16 protein-coding genes are annotated in these 22,943 nt (G+C 44.6%); all 16 read left to right on the top strand.

Annotation, left to right across the window (positions count from 1 at the left end; translation table 11 throughout):
* Positions 1-1,388: RHS repeat domain-containing protein (locus DKT75_RS13580; RefSeq protein WP_146201381.1), on the top strand; the 1,388-nt coding region annotated here is incomplete at its 5' end.
* A gap of 9 nt (positions 1,389-1,397) precedes the next feature.
* On the top strand, positions 1,398-1,961 hold the full coding sequence (locus DKT75_RS13585; protein WP_109823987.1) for a hypothetical protein: 564 nt from the start codon (positions 1,398-1,400) through the stop codon (positions 1,959-1,961).
* A 32-nt stretch (positions 1,962-1,993) separates the two neighbouring features.
* Positions 1,994-2,365, top strand: coding sequence for an RHS repeat protein (locus DKT75_RS13590; RefSeq protein ID WP_109823988.1), 372 nt, complete (start codon positions 1,994-1,996; stop codon positions 2,363-2,365).
* Between the two features lie 159 nt (positions 2,366-2,524).
* Complete coding sequence (locus DKT75_RS13595) at positions 2,525-3,718, top strand: RHS repeat-associated core domain-containing protein (protein ID WP_109823989.1); 1,194 nt, start codon at positions 2,525-2,527, stop codon at positions 3,716-3,718.
* Positions 3,719-3,730: 12 nt separating this feature from the next.
* The gene (locus DKT75_RS13600) at positions 3,731-4,099 is read left to right on the top strand and encodes a hypothetical protein (RefSeq protein WP_109823990.1); all 369 of its coding nucleotides are present in this window, start codon (positions 3,731-3,733) and stop codon (positions 4,097-4,099) included.
* Positions 4,096-4,398, top strand: coding sequence for a hypothetical protein (locus DKT75_RS13605; protein ID WP_109823991.1), 303 nt, complete (start codon positions 4,096-4,098; stop codon positions 4,396-4,398). Before DKT75_RS13600 ends, DKT75_RS13605 begins: the two co-directional genes overlap by 4 nt.
* A 243-nt stretch (positions 4,399-4,641) precedes the next feature.
* Positions 4,642-7,755 (top strand): RHS repeat-associated core domain-containing protein, encoded by a 3,114-nt coding sequence (locus DKT75_RS13610; protein ID WP_109823992.1) that lies wholly within the window; start codon positions 4,642-4,644, stop codon positions 7,753-7,755.
* Between the two features lie 27 nt (positions 7,756-7,782).
* Complete coding sequence (locus DKT75_RS13615) at positions 7,783-8,709, top strand: leucine-rich repeat domain-containing protein (RefSeq protein WP_109823993.1); 927 nt, start codon at positions 7,783-7,785, stop codon at positions 8,707-8,709.
* A gap of 49 nt (positions 8,710-8,758) precedes the next feature.
* A complete protein-coding gene (locus DKT75_RS13620; RefSeq protein ID WP_484167219.1) occupies positions 8,759-11,158 on the top strand; it encodes an RHS repeat-associated core domain-containing protein in 2,400 nt (799 codons plus the stop codon).
* The gene (locus DKT75_RS13625; protein WP_109823995.1) at positions 11,136-11,495 is read left to right on the top strand and encodes a hypothetical protein; all 360 of its coding nucleotides are present in this window, start codon (positions 11,136-11,138) and stop codon (positions 11,493-11,495) included. Before DKT75_RS13620 ends, DKT75_RS13625 begins: the two co-directional genes overlap by 23 nt.
* Positions 11,496-11,636: 141 nt before the next feature.
* Positions 11,637-12,722: an RHS repeat domain-containing protein gene (locus DKT75_RS13630; RefSeq protein ID WP_109823996.1), complete on the top strand. Its 1,086-nt coding sequence runs from the start codon at positions 11,637-11,639 to the stop codon at positions 12,720-12,722.
* A 228-nt stretch (positions 12,723-12,950) separates the two neighbouring features.
* Positions 12,951-13,142: a hypothetical protein gene (locus DKT75_RS21745; protein ID WP_146201383.1), complete on the top strand. Its 192-nt coding sequence runs from the start codon at positions 12,951-12,953 to the stop codon at positions 13,140-13,142.
* An 18-nt stretch (positions 13,143-13,160) separates the two neighbouring features.
* Complete coding sequence (locus DKT75_RS13640; protein ID WP_109823997.1) at positions 13,161-13,403, top strand: hypothetical protein; 243 nt, start codon at positions 13,161-13,163, stop codon at positions 13,401-13,403.
* Positions 13,357-13,704 carry a glutamate racemase gene (locus tag DKT75_RS13645; protein WP_158278874.1) on the top strand — a complete coding sequence of 116 codons (348 nt, stop codon included), beginning with the start codon at positions 13,357-13,359 and terminating at the stop codon, positions 13,702-13,704. The genes DKT75_RS13640 and DKT75_RS13645 overlap by 47 nt, the downstream gene beginning before the upstream one ends.
* A 185-nt stretch (positions 13,705-13,889) precedes the next feature.
* A complete protein-coding gene (locus tag DKT75_RS13650; protein WP_109823999.1) occupies positions 13,890-17,642 on the top strand; it encodes a beta strand repeat-containing protein in 3,753 nt (1,250 codons plus the stop codon).
* Positions 17,611-22,943: beta strand repeat-containing protein (locus tag DKT75_RS13655; protein WP_146201384.1), on the top strand; the 5,333-nt coding region annotated here is incomplete at its 3' end. The genes DKT75_RS13650 and DKT75_RS13655, both read left to right, overlap by 32 nt.

A 22,943-nucleotide genomic window follows, 5' to 3' on the forward strand; every position in this document is an offset into this window, starting at 1 on the left:
GCTATGAATACGACAACATCGGTAATCGTACGCAAGGTGTGGTCAACGGCATTACCACCGCCTACACCTACGATGATAATGACCGACTGACGCAGCAAGGTGGCGAACACTACCGCTACGATGACAATGGCAGTACGCTGGAAATGACCATTGACGACACAGTCACTGCTTATCAATACAACGCACTGAATCAACTCATCGAGGTACAAACACGCGAAGCAGGCGTTGTTACGGACACACTACGTTACACCTATGACATTAACGGCATCCGTACCCGCTCACAGGAAAATGGCACAGATACCCGCTTCGTTATTGATAACAACCAAGCCTACGCACAAGTGGTGCAAGAGCAGGATGCAACGGGTCAAATCCAAGTCAATTACCTCTACGGCGACGACCTACTGCAACAGCAACGTGATACTGATATTAGCTACTATCACTACGATGGTTTAGGTAGCACCCGTTTGCTCACGGATAGCACAGGCCTACTCACCGACCGCTACCGTTATGATGCCTTTGGTGAAGATTTAGAAACACTTGGTAACACTGTAAACCGCTACCGATTCACGGGTGAACAATACGACGCTAACCTCGCGTTCTACTATCTGCGTGCCCGTTACTACAACCCGCACCAAGGGCGATTCACCCAGCAAGATACATGGATGGGGAATAACTCCGATCCGATTACCTTACACAAATACCTGTATGCGAATGCTAATCCGGTAAATATGGTTGATCCGACGGGCAATTTTTCAATGGGCTCTGCCATGTCAAGTATTAACACTATGGGGACTTTAGCAAGTATTGCTACTACTTCGTATGATGTTGCGGGTATGTTTGCTGAGTCGGGGAATGGGGAGAGTCTTCCAAGTGCTGGTGATATTGGTGGAGCTGTCTTATTCGGTCTTGTTGGCAAACAGGTATTCAAGCCTCTTTCTAAGCTATGTCAAAAAAACAAAAAGGCTAAAAGGTACTGCAACTTTGTAATAGGGTATGTTGGAGCGGAGTTGAAAATTGATATATTAGCTGGGTCAAAGTCTTCAAATTGGCTTAATAAAAAGAGAAAGAATACTATTGTAGGAGCATTTGATTTAACAAATGGCTTATCGGTTGCTGAGTTTAATAGGGGGAAAGGAAATAATCCTACTACGCATGCGTCACTTGGGGGAACTCCTTCTTTAGGTTGTTTAGACTCAGGGACTGGGATTACAGTTGGTAACTGTGCCGAATTTATGGCAGCTAATAAGTTGTTACGAGGTGGGGCAAAAAGGAAAGCTATCAGATGGACTTTTGCCTACCATGTTGATAAGAGTGGTAAGTATGGTTCTAGAGGTTTTATCAAGAGTTACTGTGGAGTATGTGTAAGAATGTTTAATGTGAAAAATTAGGATATAAGTATGCCGACGATACAAGACAGTAGCTTTTATTTGAAGGTCATTGATGGGGATTACCTAAAACTATCAGGTATGTTTTCGGACGGGCCAGAGGAGCTTAGAAAAAGCCTGGTCTTAGGGTATGCATTTGATATGTTGATAGAAATAGGAGATGTAAGTGTTTGTAATCATGTAATCGGTTATTTGAATGATGAGGTAGATTCTTTTTGTCTCAAAAAGAATGGTGCCATTGAGCTTCTGGGAGAGTTAGGTGTACAACAGCATGAGTTATTACTTGAGAAGTATTTAGATTCAAAAGATCAACATCTTGCTTTTTCTGCATACTTTTCAATGCGTGAGCTTTTGGAGCGTAAAGAGCTCTCCGAAGAAACATATAGAAGATTCATTGCACGACTGGTTGATACATTAACAAACTTAGAGTGCTCGAAAGAGGTAGCTGTTGAGTGTGCGTTAGCGTTATATGCAATTGATTATGGCAACTTAGACGCGTTGCTCGATAGTTCTAAGGAAAAGTATTCTGAATTTTGGGATGATTATAGGGCTGCAATAATTTATAAAATTAAGTAACTAGCACTCAGAAAAAAGAGTTCTAAGCCGCTGTGGCTTTATATAAGTTTTCAGCTATGGTCACCGATCATCGAGGCATCACCAGCTATACCTACGATGCACGTGATCGATTAACCAAGGTGAGTCACCCGAACGGTCAGTCCATCGAGTACCGCTATGACATGGCTGGTAATCGCACCCAGCTAACGACGCAAAACGACACCGTGGATTATAGCTTTGACAGCTTAAATCGACTCGCAACTGTCACTGATGCTAACGGCACCACGAGTTATCGTTACGACGCTGTTGGAAATCGTGCGCAAGTTGACTATGCCAATGGCACAGCCATCGCGTATCAATACAACACACTCAACCGCTTAACACAGGTGCAACACCTGTCGCCTACCAATGCGGTCACTGAGTAGTTTGACTACCAACTTGCTGATACAGGACATCGTCTAAAAATCAGTGAATTCAATGGTCGAGTAAGTGATTATCAATACGATGCAACACATCGCCTATTACAGGAAGTAGTCACCGATGCCTCGTTAGGTAATCGCACGACTGACTTTAGTTACGACACGGTGGGTAACCGTATCAGCCAAACCGAAAACGGCATAACGACCAGCTATACCTATAATGCCAATGATCATCTGTTAGAAAGCAATGATGGCATCGTCATCACTAGTTATCAGTATGATGCGAATGGCAACACCACCCAGCAAAACCAAGGGTTAGCGGTGACCGCGTACGAGTACAGCCAAGACAACCGCATGATACGCGCAACATCATCCACGGATACCTTGGACTACAGCTACAACGCAAGCGGTATCCGCCAAAGTAAAACCCAAAACGGCATCACCACTAACTACTTAGTCGATCAAAATCGCCCTTACGCTCAGGTCATTACCGAGCTTGATAACACAGGTACACCAGAAACGTTCTACACCTACGGTGATGATCTGGTGAGTCAAATACGTGGTAGCCAAAGTCATTACTATTTATACGATGGCTTAGGCTCAACACGTGGCTTAAGTGACCAGTCAGGTGCAGTGACGGATAGTTATGTGTACAAGGCGTTTGGTGAATTAGTTAGCCAATTAGGCGCAACTGAAAACAGCTATCAGTTTGCAGGAGAGCAGTTTGATGGTGAGCTAGATCAGTATTATCTGAGGGCTAGGTATTATGATCAAGGTGCAGGGCGGTTTACGCAGCAAGATACTTGGATGGGGCGCTCACATGATCCTATTACATTAAATAAATACCTCTATGCCAACTCCAACTCAGTTTTGTATCTCGACCCGTCCGGTTATTCAGCAAATCTGGCGGGAGTAAGTGCAGCGTCAAGTATTCAGGGCACTATAGTAAGTACTGCACATAGAACAGTAATTAAACATGTTTTTAAAAGTGCTGGTTGTGATTTAGCTATAGGATTAGCCGAAAAATCAATTACTTATGGAATCTATGTTCTTTTTGACGCAGCATCTGGCCGTTACTACGTTGGTCAGGCAGGTAATATTAATACGAGGTATAAACAACATCTGAAAGAGGCTGAGCGAAAAGCAATATCTGCGTGGAAAGCAAATAGCAAAATAGTAGCTCGATTTTTTGTAGGAGGAGGAAAGGATGCTCTTGATAAGATTGAACAGTTAGTGATCAATTATTTTGAGGATGCTGGACATAACTTACATAATGATAGGAGAGTTATTGGTGATAGTAAAGATAGAGAAAAGCTTCGAAAGGAGTTTAGACTGTTGAAAAAAACTCTTTGCAAATAAGACGAATTAATTATGAATTACTCAAAAAAAATACAACATTGCCGTAGCTATTACCCTTTCAAATATTGGTCAGAGGACTATCAAGATGGTATAGGGAAATATTCTGATACCCATTGCTTTAATGTCCAAAGTATTTTTGATGGGTTGCTGAAGTCTCTTATAAGCTTAGGTGAAGCGGCACCGGAGCTTAGTAAAGTTGAGCTTTTTCAGAGTACGGTACAACGTTTAAATATTGTCAGAAAAAATTATCCAGAGCTTATAGAAACAATGGAGAGAGAAGAGTTCTGTGATTTGTTTGATAAAATTGCTTTAGCGGCAGGTCTTCGTCCCGAAAACTATGGGGGTGGAGATGGTATTGCTTCAGAGTGGCGAGAGTGGTGAATTGTGAAAGGAACGCCAAAAATGGACATTATTTCCATTATGAAATTTTTAATAGGGGTATTGTTAAGTTTAAAGATTTTGAAATTTTCTTCGGCCCAGAGGCTGGTGAAGGAAGTAGTTTTCAAATAGTAGTTGAAGTTGATGGGGACCTTGATCAGATGGAGAGTAAGCTGACTGATATGGTGTATGGCATCGTTGATAGAGGCTTTGACATCTCTGGATCATACTTTACTACAAATGATCCTGCGGGGTTATCCGTTCGCGTTGGTCTGTCTAATATCGGATTATCAAATATGTAGAGAGGTTTTGTTAGTAAGGTCTGTTGCCTAGTAGTCGAGTTGAAAAGTTTGTTGATAAAGCCAGTCAACAGTGTGAGCAAATAATGCCTGCGTCTGACCTGGTGATACAAAAACCGTCGCGGTTTCACCCAAATCTTTAGTTATGACGGTGCAGGTAATGTCCTTGCTGAAACCAATGGTGCAGGCGAAACCACCACACGCACCTACGACAACAACTTTAACGAACTGTCACGTACCGATGCGTTGGGGAATACGCAAGCGTGGACCTATGACGCGAGACGTAACCAGCTGAGTGAAACCGATGCAGTCGGTAATGTTACTAGCTACACCTACAACAACCACAGCAAACCGCTGACCATCACCAACCCTGATGGATCGGTAGGTATTAGTAGTGAGTATGACGCGCAAGACAAGCTAACGTCGTTAACTAACGCCTTAGGTGAAACGACTACGCTTAGCTATACCGGCAACTCATCCAGCCCCGCTGAAATGAGCGATGCGGTCGGTACCCAACTGACCAGTGAGCATAACTCTTTCGGTCATGTACTGTCTGAGACTGACGCCAACGGTGTAAAAACCACCTACAGCTACGACGTCTACACGGCAATGGGTCGTAAGATCAGCGAAACCACTAGCCGTACCGATGCCTCAGGTGTTACCCATCTGCTCACCACGCGTTATGAGTACGATGCAAAAGGTCGCGTCATCAAAACCACCGACCCACTTGGCCGCGTCACGCAAACCGAATACACCGTGTTTGGTAAAGAAGCCTCGATGATAGATGCCGCAGGCCGTCGTACTGAGTACCGTTACAACGCACGTGGCTTGATGTCACAAATGACCTATCCTGATGGCACCACTAGCCAAATGGATTACGACCCTGAAGGCAATAAAGTCAGCGAAACCGACCGTGCAGGTCGTATCACGCTGATGGAGTACGATGCAGCCAACTGTCTGATCAAAACCACCTACCCAAATGGCAGTACTAACCAAAGCGACTATGACGCAGCAGGCCGAATGGTCGCGTCTATCGATGCGCGTGGTAACCGTACCGAGTACACCCTAGATGCAGCAGGTCGCCAAATAGCCGTTACCGATGCGCGGGGTAATACCACCCAGTATAGCTACGACCAACGCGGCAACCGTGTCGGAATGACCGATGCCAACGACAACAGCGTCGTTTACGTGTTTGACCTAAGCGACCGCCTAATAGAAACGCAGTTCGCAGATGGAACCAGCACAAGCACCGCCTATGACGTCAGAGGCCGCAAAGTCAGCGCAACCGACCAAGCAGGTAATACCACCTTCTACCAATACGATGGCGTGGGTAACCTCACCAAAGTCACCAACGCGTTAGGTCACGAAACCACCTACACCTACGATGAGCAAAACAACAAGCTCACTCAAACGGATGCAGAAGGGCGAACCACTCACTGGGCATATGATAATGTCGGTCGTGTGGTGAGCCGCACCTTACCGATGGGGCAGGTTGAAATCTTTGAATATGACGTGTTGGGCAACCGTACAAAGCACATTGATTTTAAAAGCCAAGAGACCAACTACCAATACGATGTACTGAATCGTGAAACTCGTCGTGAATACGTCAGTACAGGGCGCATGGTCGACACGGTGTATACCGTAACAGGTCAAGTGGCAATGCTCACGGATCATCGTGGTATCACTAGCTACACCTACGATTCCCGAGACAGATTAACCAAGGTTAGCCATCCGAATGGTCAAACCATCGAGTATGTCTACGATATAGCAGGTAATCGAACTCAGCTAACCACTCAAAACAGAACGGTAGATTACAGTTTTGATGCCTTAAATCGAATGGCTAGCGTTACTGATTCCAATGGCACAACAAGCTATGATTACAACGCCGTAGGTAACCGCTCACGTGTTAATTACGCTAATGGCACGGCGATTTCCTATCAGTACAATACGCTGAATCGATTAACGCAGGTACAGCATCTGTCACCGAGTAATGCTGTTACACAGCAGTTCGATTATTTGCTGGCAGACACAGGTCACCGTTTAAAGATTACAGAGCTGAATGGGCGAAGCAGTGATTATCAATACGATGAAACGCATCGCTTGCTACAAGAGACTGTTACTGACACTTCGCAAGGTAATCACACCACCGACTTTAGTTATGACAAAGTGGGCAACCGCCTAACTCAGCTAGACAATGGTCTCTCCACCAGTTATACCTATGATGCCAATGACCGACTACTAGAAAGCAATAATGGCTCTGCAATAACCAGCTATCAATACGATGCGAACGGTAACACCACTCAGAAAAACCAAGGACTGGACGTCACTGCATACGAGTACACCCAAGATAACCGAATGGTTCGCGCAACTACCTCAACGGACTTACTGGAGTACAGCTACAACGCAGGGGGTATTCGTCAGAGTAAAACCACAAACGGTTTAACCACCGATTACTTAGTGGATCAAAACCGTCCGTATGCGCAAGTGCTGTCTGAGCTAGATAATACAGGGACACCAGAGACGTTCTATACCTATGGGGATGACTTGGTGAGCCAAACCCGAAACAGCCAAAGTCATTATTACCTTTACGATGGCTTAGGCTCAACGCGTGGATTAAGTGATGAGTCAGGTACAGTTACGGATAGTTATGCGTATAAGGCGTTTGGTGAGCTGGTCAGTCAGGTTGGAACAACCGAAAATAAGTACCAGTTTGCAGGAGAGCAGTTTGATGGTGAGCTAGATCAATATTATCTGAGGGCTAGGTATTACAACCAGAATCAGGGGAGGTTTATGCAACAGGATGTTTGGTTGGGGCGCTCTTTTGAGCCGGTTACCTTGAACAAGTATGTGTATGCCGATAGTAGCCCAGTCTTAAATATTGACCCCAGTGGTTTTATGTCTATTCTAGGTCAGATGTCGGCTTCATCACTTCAAAATAACCTTGCCAGTTTGGCTCAGGGACAGACCTACCGAGTAGCCTTCAAAAAGTTAAGTAATGAAGTTATGTGTATTGCTATTGAGCAAACAGTAGAGCATGCAGTAACTTACGGGGCTTATGTGTTACTTGATGGTGCTGGGCAGTACATAGGGCGTTCTGGTGATATTGATAAACGTTATAAGCAGCATCAAAAGGATGCCGAAAAAATCTTAAAGGGTACATTAGCTAAGTTCGAGTACGCTGGTAACCGAAATGAAATGAGGCTTTTGGAGCAATACTTGATGGACTTTGTTGAGAGGGTTTTTGAGTCACAAGGGGGAGAGAATACCAATAGTCGCAAGGAAATTGCAGAAAATCCACGCTCGGCTAATAGTAAGGCATTGCGTGAAATATTTAATAAACTGGACTTTTGCCCGAAGTAATTAAGCTTCAAATATAGGATTCAAAAAATGGAAAGCATGCCTCCAAGACATCAGTTATGGTCACCGCATCACCTTACAATGAGGTGGGGGTATTCGGATGAAGCTTATAAAATTCTTAGTACTGGAGAGATATACTCTTTGGGATTAGAGGCTGGTGATTGGTCTGATTTGGATTGGTTAACTGACTTTAGAGGGTGTTTAAAGAGCATAAGAATTGGTTCGGAAGTGATGGACTGGCGATCTATAGGAAGGCTCAGTGAGCTACAAGATCTTAAAATAGAAGGTGATTTTAAGATTAAATTTGATTTTTCCGTATTACAGAACCTGAAAAGCCTTCAAATGTACTTTAGGCGAGACTATGGAAGTAGTATATTCCAATTGTCAGGATTGGAATATTTGAAAATTAATGGTTGGAAAGGTGATGATGTCACTGCGTTTTCGAAATTAAGGAAGTTGAAGTATATTAATTTGATTGATTCAAAGCTACTGAAGTCATTAAAAGGATTTGAGGGTTTGGGGGCTCTTGAAGGGCTAGATATTGCGGTCGCTAATAACTTAACCGATATTGGTGCTATAGGGAAATTGGGACAGTTAAAATACCTTAAGCTAGCAAACTGTAAGCGAATTACTGCCTATGATTGCTTAAAGTTTAATACAGAGTTGTTGTCTCTGATTATCGCGAAAACTAGTGACATTGAATCATTGTCGATTTTAGATGGGATGAAGAAGCTCGATTATTTGTCATTTGGTTCGGGTACAAAAGTCGTTGATGGTGATTTAGCGGTGCTCTATAAGCTTAAATCTTTAAGGCAGTGTCGTTATACCAATGCACAACATTATAATATTAAAAAGAAAGATTTTGATGCTCACCAGTTTGAGAAATATGGGGAGCGGTCGGTTGAGTGTGAGGATATTTGGTTACCACCGAAATTTAGGGTAAGTTTGTTAACTTAAATGGCAAGTTGCGATTGTAGATGTGTGGGTAGAAGCCTTTGAATATGATGTGTCAGGTAATCGAACCGTGCACATCGACTTTAAAGGTCAAGTGACAACGACCGAGTACGACATTAATAACCGTCCGACACAACAAACCATTGGCGGGTTAATCACTAAACGCATGACCTATGATGTGGTTGGCCAAGTGCTAGCTGCTGAACAAAATGCTAATACGACTAGCTACACTTACGACCCCGTCGGACGACTACTCACCGAAACCAAGCCCAACGGTATTACCCTGCGTTATCAGTACGACGAAGCGGGTAATAAAACACAGTTTGTGACTGAGCAAGTCGATGGGAGTCAAATCACCGCGACTTACAGCTATGACGAACTTAATCGTTTAGCGACCGTCACTGATACCCAAGGTAGTCTCACTCATTATACCTATGATGCAGTGGGTAACCGCCAAACGACTACCCACGCCAATGGCACAGTCGCCAGTTATCAATACGACAGCCTAAACCGTTTGACACAGCTACAGCATCAAACAGCCTTAGGCACAGTACTCGACTCCTTCAGCTACCAATTAAACAACACAGGGCAGCGCACAAGGATCACGGATGCAGATGGCACAATAAGCAATTATCAGTACGATGCGATCCATCGCCTAGAAACTGAAACGGTCACTGATAACACTAACACCGTTAGCCACACCGCTAGTTATCAATACGACCATACAGGCAACCGCACGCAAGGTGTTGTGAATGGCATCACCACTGCTTATAGTTATGACGACAATGATCGACTGACTCAGCAAGGGGGTGAAAACTACACCTACGATGCAAACGGCAGCACGTTGCAAATGATCATCGACAATAAGGTCACGGACTACCAATACAATGCACTGAACCAGCTTACCCAAGTGCAAAAGTCAGAAGCAAGTGTTGTAACCGATACGCTGACCTACGCTTACGATGTTGAGGGTAACCGCGTTACCTTGCAGAAAAATGGCAGTGAAACGCGCTTCATCGTTGATAACAATCAGGCCTATGCACAAGTCGTGCAAGAGCAAGATGCGACAGGTCAAACCCAAGTCAGTTATCTCTACGGTGATGACCTACTACAGCAGCAACGTGATACTGAAATTAGCTATTATCACTATGACGGCCTAGGTAGTACCCGACTGCTCACTGATGAGACCGAAACACTCACCGATCGTTACCGATACGACGCCTTTGGCGAAGCCATTGAGGAATTAGGCAACACCGTCAATCGTTACCGCTTCACAGGAGAACAGTACGATATCAACTTAGCGTTCTATTACCTACGTGCGCGTTATTACAACCCGCACCAAGGGCGATTTACCCAGCAAGATACATGGATGGGTAATAGCTCTGACCCGATCACATTGCATAAGTACCTGTATGCGAATGCAAATCCCGTTAACAATATTGATCCGACGGGTAATTTCAGTCTAGGGAGTGTCAGTGCTGCGAGTAATATTCGTTCGACCTTGGCGAATATCCAAATTGATGTGGGGTTGAGTCTCTTTGATGTTTCGACCGGAGGAGCTGATTTTTCTAGTAGAGAGGCCGGTATTGCAATAATTTGGGCTTATGCTGGTTCGAAGGTTGGTGTGCTTACTAGGTCATTTCAAAAGCTGCTAAAAAAATCTGGATGTTTAAGTAATAGCTTTGTTCCTAATACTTTGATAGCAGTCGAGAATACTCTGACACGTATTGATGAAATTGAAGTTGGTGAGTTGGTTTTAAGTTATGATGAAAAGACAGAGAAATATGAGTATCAGCCTGTTCTTGCCGTTATTAAGAGCAGAAAAAACACACTGATTATTAGTATCGAATTGGCTTCAGGTACAAAAATTGAAGCAACACCAGAGCATCTCATATATGCAGATAATAAGTGGAGACAAGCTAGGAATATTACTAGTGATATGCTTCTTCAAAGCCTATCTGGTAGAGAGTCTAAGGTTGTCAATGTTGAGAGGTCTTTTAGAGTTGAAACTGTTTATGACTTAACGGTTCGAAAGAATCATAACTTTTTAGTGTCAGCTGACAAAGTGCTTGTACATAACATCTCGCCTTGCGAAAAAGCAGCGCAAACTTTGGCTAAAACTGTCCCAAAGGCTTGCGTGGGCAAGTATGTCTGTGATGATTTTGCTGTGAAATTTGAACAGCTTTTATTGGGAAAAAATGTTGTGGGAAAACGACTTTGCGTTACCTCTACTAGAACTGCATTTCTCGGATCACTTAAGCATGGTACTATTTCAAAAAACCCACAACACTTTACTGTCCAGGTCGGCGATATGGTGTTCGATAGTGTTAATCCAGAAGGGATGCCCTTTGCGGAGTGGGTTGATGATATTGGTATAAATGATGGCATAGGTGTAAACCTAAAGTCTGAAGGCATGACAGGAAAATATAATGGTTGTATCCCCAGAAAATGAATTAAAAGAGTTTATAGCGTTTTCACATTTATTGAGAAGACGCTTAGGAATGTATGTATACCCAACTACGTTGGCACACTTAGGGAGCTTTTTAGGAGGCTACTTTCAGGGAGTCAATAGAGAGGATGTATCAACATACTATAACTTTTTTCAACATTATCAGCCATCTTTCCACGACTGGATAGCTGAAAAGGAAAATGGTCGTAATGCACCAGCCAATAGTTGGGTTGACATGATTATGAACAACGTAGATTCTGATGAAGCAGGCATAGAGCGGTTCTTTAATTATTTAGATGAATATATAAATAAAGTTGCTTTGAAAGCTAGTAACCATTAAGAATGGATAGTCCCTTTGGGTATTATATGCTGTCAAACCCCGTCTAATTATAAACCTCTTCTTAAATAACTCACGCTTCAAGCATTTGATCATAATTGTTTAGAAGGACAAGACAGCATTACCCTGTTAATCGACGGTGACATGAAAGTTGGTAACTTCTCCCTCACCTTCGAAGATGTAAACATCCCACTCGCAGGTATTCCCATTGTCGTGAGTCGCACCTATGACTCACGCCAGAAAGACCAAAACCTTGACTTCGGTTATGGCTGGAGTGTTGATTACCAAAACGTTCGAGTGCATGAGTCACGTCCGGTAGGTCGCTCATGGGCACTTAACCGTTACTCCGCAGGGTTCTTTGACAACTGGTGTGTAGAGCCAAACGGCGACCCTACCGTATCAGTAACTTTACCTAATGGCCGAGTTGAAAAGTTTGTTGCCAAAGCTAGTCCGCAATGTCAGCAAATAACCCCCGCAATAGACGTAGCGATAGTCTTTGAGCCCGTGGGCAACACCACCGCAACATTAACTCAGTCAGACTACAGCACAGTTCGAATCGTCAATGGAAACTTAGTAGACCTACTTGGCGACCCTGGTCTTGATGTTGACCCACAGAACTACCAGCTAACCACCGCTGACGGTTACATCTACGATCTAGAGCAAGGCTTTAATATTCGTAAAGTCACCGAGCCTAATGGTCAAACACTCACCTTTAGCAGCGAAGGTGTATTCCACAGTACAGGTGCAAGTGTCAGTTTTGAGCGTGACGTCAATGGTAATATCAGCGCGATCACATTGCCTGATGAAACACAGATCACTTACGAGCATGATACGAATGGCAACTTAATCGCCCATAAAGATCAGTTAGATAACGCGGCCACTTTTGCCTATAACAACCAACATGGCTTGGTTGATATATTCGATCCAAGAGGTGTGCGTGTTACTCAAAATGAATACGATGAAGCAGGTCGACTGATTGCACAAATCGATGCTGATGGTAACCGCATTGAGTTCACTCACGACATTGGCAGTAACCTAGAAGTAGTCAAAAACCGTCGCGGCTTCACCCAAGTCTTTAGTTACGACGGTGCAGGTAATGTCCTTGCTGAAACCAATGGTGCAGGCGAAACCACCACACGTACCTACGACAACAACTCAACGAACTGTCACGTACCGATGCGTTGGGGAATACGCAAGCGTGGACTTATGACGCGAGACGTAACCAGCTGAGCGAAACCGATGCAGTCGGTCATGTTACTCGTTACACCTACAATACATTGGCGGGTTAATCACTAAGCGCATGACCTATGACACAGTTGGCCAAGCGCTAACTGCTGAACAAAACGCTGATACGATAAGCTACACCTACGACCCAGTCGACGACTACTCACCGAAACCAAACCCAACGGTATTACCCTGCGTTATCAGCACGACGAATCGGGTAATAAAACACAGTTTGTGACTGAGCAAGTCGATGGGAGTCAAATCACAGCAACTTATAGCTATGGCACGGTTGAAAGTTATCAATACGATGCGAACTGTAAAACCTTGCAAATGACCATCGACAACAAGGTCACTGACTACCAATACAACGCACTAAACCAGCTTACCCAATTAGTTATCTCTACAACAACGTTATACCGAGATTAGTTACATCACTATGATGGTTTGGGCAGTACACGACTGCTAGGGGATGACACCGGCGCACTGGCTGATCGTTACGAAGACTTTGGGGATGCTATTGAAACACTTCGTAAAGAATTTGCCGTACCCATTATTGGGGTAGAGCCGGGTGTTAAGCCTGCTACTCAACTGACTAAAACAGGTCGGATAGCGGTTTTAGCGACTCAGTACACAGCTGATAGTGGCTACCTTAAGCAAGTTGGTGGCGCGTCATGCGAATGGTTGTGAGTTTGTGTTGCAGGGGTGTCCAGGATTTGTTGAGCAGATTGAAGTGGATTTAATAAATACTGCCGAGACTGAAGTGCTGGTAAGAGGGTGTATTGAGCCACTATTAGAAGGAAGAATGGATACCTTTGTTATGGGGTGTACGCACTATGCGTTTTTGGTACCCAAAATTAGGCAGATTGCGGGTTCGGAAGTGTCGATTGTAGAGACGCAAGATGCGGTTGCTCAGCAAGTAAGTAATCGGCTGAGAGAGGCGGAATTATTGGCTGCAACTGCGATAGGGCGTTTGGAAAGGATTGTTTAGCGTTAACTAATGTCACGTAATTTATAAGTGCGTTCTACCCTAGTTTTTTGAGTGTTTTATTGTTGTTAATAACTCATTAATATTTGTCCATGTACAGTAATAAATATATAAAAATAATATCTGAATTGATTGTTTTTACAGCTCTGTGAAAAAGTCAGTACCAGAAGATTGGGGAATAACACAAAATGTTTAGTTTATTAATCCGAAAGCTACTTTCGGACAGATGCTTATTTAATGGTACTTTTCTCAATCGTATTAAAACTCCGTCGTTAAAGCCTTCGATAACGGAAGCAGATACTCCAACTATCGCTCAGAAAGTAGTTTCTAAGTTGCTTACTTATACCTTATTACTCACAGCTTGTGTGTTTGGTTCTAGCTCAGTGCATGCATTGAGTATTACTTTAGACGGCACCAGAACAGTCCTAACGGGTACGGATTGTGGTGCAGTTCCTACAACGTATCGTTTTGGTACTACGGCTTCATGGCAGGGTACTCCACTGGATATTATCGTCACGGTTAATGATGAGGATAATGATTATATTCAGGGTACTGCTACAGTGAATGGCCCAGACTGTGTTTACGTCAATGACGGTGTTTTAAGTGTCAATCTTCGAGATAGAGATGCTAGTGATGATGTTGCATTTATCGATACAACAATCACTGTTGTTGCTCAGGGGACAACGACTCCAGTATTTGTTGATAGAATCACCGGTACAGGGTTTGACTTAGATAGTAATGGCACAGCAGGTTCTACTGGTTCGGATGACATTTATTTATCAGGCCTCGGTGCAGGTTACCTTTCCAGTAATACGAATGTAGTTTATAGCACAGGTTCTTTTGCGGGCGGACACGATGTTAAGTTTGAGGGGTCTCCGACATCACTTGGCGATTGTGCTGATAGCCCCTCAACACCTGTTATTACTTGTCGCGCTGCAGCAAGTTGGACTGGTGGACCGAGCACTAATAGTATTTCTTCAATTAATGCGCGTTTTCAAAATGACAATGCTTACGGTAGTTCTACCAATGACCTTACTCATCGTTTACTGCAGTTATCTTTTGTTGATGCGCACGCTGAAGAAATATTAGCACCTAACTCAGACTTTGGTGACGCACCTGCAATTTATGGCTCTGCCAGTCACAACTCTATTTCATTGAGCACTATCTTAGGATATGGGCTTGGAGCGGATCATGATGCTACTAACCAACCATCAGCGACTGCTTTAGGCGATGATAATGATGGCACAACAGGCGACCCTTTCTATGATGATGAAGACGCTGTTAGAAGAAACGGTGTTTTATTGGATGGTCAGAGTGTTGCTCAGTCAGAGAATGTTGCGATAGATGTAACAACGTTTGGTGATGGGTATTTAAGTGCTTGGATGGATTTAAATATTGATGACGACTTTGCTGATGCAGGGGAGCAGTTGTTAACCGATGTATTTATCAATAGTACGACGGTTGAAAATACCAGTTTAATATTACCTATTCCCTATACCGCTACAGGTGGTGATACCTACTTAAGATTCAGGTTTAGTAATTCTTCTGGTGTGGGTTTTAGCGGCGCTGTTATTGCGGGTGAAGTTGAAGATTATCGAATCACTATTAACCCAGCTGCGCCAGCTTATAATATGGTTAAGACATCAAATGGCCCGATTACAGCGGCTGGTCCGTTAACGTATAGCTTTGCGTTTACGAATACGGGAAATGTGGTTCTTGATAATCTAACGATTACAGATCCAGATATTGACTCTGGTACGTTGACGGGATGTCCTATTGCTACACTAGCGGTAGGTGTGACGGAAACGTGTACTGCAACTCGAACCATTAGCCAAGCACAGATGGATGCGGGTATTGCTTTATCAAACACGGCAACGCCAAGTGTAGAAGATCCTATTGGAGACCCTGTTACAGAAGATGATGTGACGGATAATACTGTTGAGACGGTTATTACCCAAACGGCAAGTTACACAATGGCGAAAAGCTCAGATACAGCTACTATGGCAGCGTCAGGAACGATTACTTACACGTTTACCTTTGTAAACACGGGTAATGTCGGTTTGGCTGATTTAACGGTGACGGATGCGAATATTGACGCAGGAACGTTGGTAGATTGTCCGATTGCTACACTTGCTGCAGGCGCGACAACGACTTGTACTGCGACGCGTGCGATCACCCAAGCTCAGATTGATTCTGGTGTAGATATTGTTAATACAGCGACATCAAGCGCGATGCGACTTGATGGAACAACGCCTGTTACTGAAGATGATACTGCTGATGATAACTCTACTTCTACTATTGCGCTGCAATCTCCAACTGCAGTTGATGATGCTCAGGCTAATGTAGGTCTTCCTTCGCCGACTAACCCAACGACACTTTTATTGGTTGGTGATAATGATTCTGATCCTGATGGCACGATTGATTTAGCGACGGTTGATTTAGATCCTAAAACTGCGGGTATTGATGCTTCACTTACGACTGGTGATGGTACTTATGTGGTTGATGCAGCAGGTAATGTGACGTTTACGCCTAATGCTACTTTGATCGGCAATCCAATGCCGATCGTGTATACCGTGAATGATAATGACGGTAATACGTCGAATGAAGCTACTTTGACAGTGACTTATGGCACAGCGCCGGTTGCGGTTGATGACTCGGCAGCGAATCTTGGTGTTCCTTCGCCAACTAATCCAACGACACTGCCTTTAGTGGGTGGTAATGACTCTGATGCTGATGGCACGATTGATTCTGCGACGGTTGATTTAGATCCTACTACTGCGGGTGTTGATGTTTCGTTTACGAATAGTGATGGTACGTATGTTGTAGATGCTGCAGGTAATGTGACGTTTACACCTAATGCGACACTGGCAGGTAATCCAACGCCGATCGCTTATACGGTGAATGATAACGACGGTAATACGTCGAATGAGGCCACTTTGACAGTGACTTATGGCACAGCACCGGTTGCGGTTGATGACTCTGCAGCGAATCTTGGTGTTCCTTCACCAACAAATCCAACGACACTGCCTTTAGTGGGTGGTAATGACTCTGATGCTGATGGCACGATTGATCCAGCGACCGTTGATTTAGATCCTACAACAGCGGTTATTGATGCTTCGTTTACGAATAGTGATGGTACGTATGTTGTAGATGGGGCAGGTAATGTGACGTTTACACCTAATGCGACACTGGTAGGTAATCCAACGCCGATCGCTTATACGGTGAACGACAACGATGGAAATACCTCGAATGAAGCTATCTTGACAGTGACTTATGGCTCAGCGCCGGTTGCGGTTGATGATTCGGTAGCGAACCCTGGTGTTCCTTCACCAACAAATCCAACGACACTGCCTTTAGTGGGCGGTAATGATTCAGATCCTGATGGTACAATTGATTCTGCGACAGTGGATTTAGATCCTACAACAGCGGGCATTGATGCTTCGTTTACGAATGCTGATGGTACTTATGTTGTGGATGGGGCAGGTAATGTCACGTTCACGCCTACTGCTACTTTGGCAGGAAACCCAGTATCGATCGCTTATACCGTGAATGATAACGGCGGTAATACGTCGAATGAAGCGACTCTGACAGTGACTTATGGCACAGCACCGGTTGCTGTTGATGACTCAGCAGCGAATCTTGGTGTTCCTTCACCAACAAATCCAACGACACTGCCTTTAGTGGGTGGTAATGACTCTGATGCTGATGGCACGATTGATCCAGCGACCGTTGATTTAGATCCTACAACAGCGGGTACTGATGCTTCGTTTACGAATGGTGATGGTACTTATGCAGTTGATGGGGCGGGTAATGTGACGTTTACGCCGAATGCGACTTTGGCAGGAAACCCAGCGCCGATCAGTTATACCGTGAATGACAACGAGGTAATACGTCAAGAAGCACTTGACAGTGACTTATGGCACAGCACCGGTTGCGGTTGATGACTCTGCAGCGAATGTTGGTGTTCCTTCACCAACTAATCCAACGACACTGCCTTTAGTGGGTGGTAATGACTCTGATGCTGATGGCACGATTGACCCAGCAACGGTTGATTTAAATCCTACAGCAGCGGGTATTGATACTTCGTTTACGAATAGTGATGGTACTTACGTTGTTGATGCCGCAGGGAATGTCACGTTCACGCCTAATGCGACACTGACAGGTAATCCAACGCCGATCGCTTATACCGTAAATGATAACGACGGTAATACGTCGAATGAAGCGACTCTAACTATAACTTATGGCACAGCACCGGTTGCGGTTGATGACTCGGCAGCGAATCTTGGTGTTCCTTCGCCGACGAATCCAACGACATTAGCAACGATTGGTACGAATGATTCTGATCCCGATGGCACAATTAATGCCGCGACCGTTGATTTAGATCCTACTACTGAAGGTGTTGATTCTAGCTTCACTAATGGTGATGGTACGTATGTTGTTGATGCTGTAGGTAATGTGATATTTACGCCTAATGCTGCTTTGATCGGTAATCCAACCCCGATCACTTATACCGTGAATGATAATGACGGTAATGCGTCGAATGAAGCGACTCTAACGGTAACTTATGGCACAGCGCCAGTTGCGGTTGATGATTTAGAAACTAATCCAGACATACCTTCACCGACAAATCCGACGACTCTTGTATTAGTGGGTGGTAATGACTCAGACTCGGATGGCACGATTGATCCAGCAACGGTTGATTTAGATCCTACAACAGTGGGCATTGATGCTTCGTTTACGAATGGTGATGGTACTTATGTAGTAGATACTGCCGGTAATGTAACGTTTACGCCGAATACAATATTGAGTGCTAGCCCAACGCCTATCGCTTATACCGTAAATGACAATGATGGTAATACGTCGAATGAAGCAACATTAACGATTGCCTACGGTAATGAGCCAGTCGCAATGGATGATACAGCGACAAACTTAGGTGTTCCTTCACCAACAAACCCAACGATACTGCCATTAGTAGGGCGTAATGATTCAGATCCTGACGGCACGATTGATCAAGAAACAGTGGATTTAGATCCTACAACAGCAGGTATTGATGCTAGTTTTACAAACAGCGATGGTACGTATGAGGTTGATGCAGTAGGCAATGTAACATTCACACCAAGCGCAACGTTGACGGGTAACCCAGCGCCAATCACTTACACCGTGAACGACAACGACGGTAATACGTCGAATGAAGCTACTTTGACAGTGATTTATGGCACAGCTCCAGTTGCAGTTGATGATTCGGCAATGAACCTTGGTGTTCCTTCATCAACAAACCCAACGATATTGCCACTAGTGGGGAGTAACGACTCAGATCCTGATGGCACGATTCATCCTGCGACAGTGGATTTAGATCCTATAACAGCGGGTATTGATGCTTCGTTTACAAATAGTGATGGTACCTATGCGGTTGATGCCGTAGGTAATGTTACGTTTACACCGAATGCTACTTTGATCGGTAATCCAACACCGATCGCTTATACTGTGAATGACAATGACGGTAACATGTCGAATGAAGCGACTCTAACCGTGACTTATGGGGTAGCACCTGCAGCGGTTGATGATTCGGCAGCAAATCTAGGCACGCCTTCACCCGATAATTCAACGACACTGCCATTAGTCGGCAGTAATGACTCTGATTTTGACGGTACGATTGATCCAGCGACGGTTGATTTAGACCCTACAACGCCGGGTATCGATTCTACATTCACCAATGTTGACGGTACTTACGCGGTTGATACCGCAGGTAATGTGACGTTCACTCCGAGCGCAACATTGACAGGTAGTCCAGCATCGATCACTTACACTGTGGACGACAATGATGGTAATACTTCGAATGAAGCATCACTAATGATTGCTTACGGTAATGAGCCAGTCGCAATGGATGATATGGCAGCGAACCTAGGTGTTCCTTCGCCAGCAAATCCAACGACACTGCCATTAGTAAGTAGTAACGACTCAGATCCTGACGGCACGATTGATCCTGCAACGGTTGACTTAGATCCTACAACGTCGGGTGTCGATGCTACGTTCACTAATGGTGATGGTACCTATGTTGTTGATGCCACAGGTAATGTGACGTTTACGCCTAATGCGACACTTGCAGGCAACCCAACACCGATCAGTTATACCGTGAACGACAACGACGGTAATATCTCGAATGAAGCGTTGTTGACGGTGACTTATGGCGTAGCACCCATTGCCGTTGATGATTTAGCAACGAACCCAGGTACACCTTCACCGACAAATCCAACGACTCTTATATCAGTCGGCGGTAATGACTCAGACTCGGATGGCACAATTGATCCAGCGACGGTTGATTTAGACCCTACAACTCCGGTTATCGATTCTACATTCAATAATGGTGACGGTACTTACGCGGTTGATGCCGCAGGTAATGTCATATTCACACCAAGTGCAACATTAACGGACAGTCCAACACCTATCGCTTACACCGTGAACGATAACGACGGTAATACATCGAATGAAGCAACGCTCTCGATTGCTTACGGTAATGAGCCAGTCGCTATGGATGATACAGCGGCTAACCTTGGCACTCCTTCACCAACGAATCCAACGAAGCTGCCTCTAATAGGGAGCAACGATTCAGACCCTGATGGCACAATTGATCCAGCAACAGTGGATTTAGATCCTAAAACGGTAGGTATTGATGCTAGTTTTACTAACAGCGACGGTACGTATGTGGTTGATGCAGCAGGCAATGTAACCTTCACACCAAGTGCAACATTGACGGGTAATCCAACGCCGATCACTTACACAGTGAACGATAACGATGGCAATACCTCAAACGAAGCTACTTTGACAGTGACTTACGGTACAGCGCCTGTTGCAGTTGATGATTCGGTAGCGAATCCTGGTGTTCCTTCACCAATAAATCCAACGACGCTGCCATTAGTAGGGAGTAACGATTCAGATCCTGACGGTTCGATTGACACATCGACAGTGGATTTAGATCCTACAACCCCGTGGGTTGATACGACGCTGATCAATGCCGATGGTACGTATAACGTTGATGAATTAGGTAACGTTATCTTCACACCAAATGCAGTACTTACAGGTAACCCAGCAACCATCACTTACACTGTGAACGACAACGATGGTAATACCTCGAATGAAGCAACACTAACCATTGCTTACGGCACAGCGCCTGTTGCGGTTGATGACTCAGAAACGAATTCAGGTGCACCTTCAACGACGAATCCAACCACTCTTGTATTAGTAGGCGATAATGATTCAGACCCTGATGGCACAATTGATCCATCGACTGTTGATTTAGATCCTACAACGCCGAGTATTGATTCTGCATTCACCAACGGTGACGGTACTTACGCGGTTGATGCGATGGGTAATGTTACGTTCACACCGAACGCAACATTGAGTGCTAGCCCAACGGTTATCGCTTATACCGTGAATGACAATGATGGTAATACGTCGAATGAAGCAGCACTAACCATTGCCTACGGTAATGAGCCAGTCGCAATGGATGATACAGCGACGAACTTAGGTGTTCCTTCACCAACAAACCCAACGATACTAACATTAGTAGGGAGTAATGATTCAGATCCTGATGGCACGATTGATCCTGCAACAGTTGATTTAGATCCGACAACATTAACTATCGATGCGAGTTTCACTAATGCTGATGGTACTTACACAGTCGATGTCGCTGGTAATGTTATGTTTACACCAAGTGCAACATTGACAGGTAATCCAACGCCGATTGCTTATACGGTGAATGATAACGACGGTAATACGTCGAATGAAGCCTCTTTAACAGTGACTTATGGCACAGCACCGGTTGCGGTTGATGATTTAGCAACGAACCCAGGTACACCTTCATCGACGAATCCAACCATTCTTGTACTGGTAGGCGGTAATGACTCAGACTCGGATGGAACAATTGATCCAGCGACGGTTGATTTAGATCCAACAACGCCGAGTATCGATTCTACATTCACCAACGGTGACGGTATTTACGCGGTTGATGCTGCAGGAAATGTAACGTTCACACCGAACGCAACACTGATCAGTAATCCAACGCCGATCGCTTACACCGTGAACGATAACGATGGTAATACCTCAAATGAAGCAACACTAACGATTGCTTACGGTAATGAACCAGTCGCGATGAATGATACCGCGACGAACTTAGGTATTCCTTCACCGACGAATCCAACTTTACTTCAACTGGTGGGCGGTAATGACTCCGACCTTGACGGCACAATTGATCCAGCGACAATTGATTTAGACCCTACAACATCAGCTATAGAAACGAGTTTCACTAATGCTGACGGTAATTACGTAGTCGATGCCGCAGGCAATGTGACCTTCACACCGAGCGCAGCATTGACAAGTAACCCAGCATCGATCACTTACACAGTGAACGACAACGATGGGAATACTTCAAACGAAGCCACTCTAACAGTGACTTACGGCACAGCACCGATTGCGGTTGATGACTCAGAAGCGAACCTTGGTGTTCCTTCACCGACAAATCCAACGACACTGTCATTAGTAGGGAGTAACGACTCAGATCCTGACGGCACAATTGATTCAGCGACCGTGGACTTAGATCCTACAACACCAAGTTTTGACGCTAGTTTCACTAATGGTGAAGGAACCTATGTAGTTGACTCAGCAGGCGATGTGACGTTCACACCAAATGCAATACTATCTGGCAACCCAACACCGATCACTTACACAGTGAACGACAACGATGGCAATACCTCAAACGAAGCTACTTTGACAGTAACTTATGGCGTAGCACCTCTTGCTGTTGATGATTTAGCAACGAACCCAGGTGCACCGTCACCGACGAATCCAACCACTCTTTTATTAGTAGGCGGTAATGATTCAGACCCTGATGGCACAATTGATCCAGCGACGGTTGATTTAGATCCTACAACGCCGAGTATTGATTCTACATTCACCAACGGTGACGGTACTTACGCGGTTGACGCCACAGGTAATGTGACGTTTACACCAAGCGCAACATTGACAGGTAGCCCAGCATCGATCACTTACACAGTGAACGACAATGATGGTAATACTTCGAATGAAGCATCACTAATGATTGCTTACGGTAATGAGCCAGTTGCAATGGATGATACGGCGACGAACCTAGGTGTTCCTTCGCCAACAAATCCAACGACACTGCCATTAGTAAGTAGTAACGACTCAGATCCTGACGGCACGATTGATCCTGCAACGGTGGACTTAGA

It is taken from the genome of Leucothrix arctica (genome assembly GCF_003172895.1).
In the GTDB taxonomy this organism is placed as follows: domain Bacteria; phylum Pseudomonadota; class Gammaproteobacteria; order Thiotrichales; family Thiotrichaceae; genus Leucothrix; species Leucothrix arctica.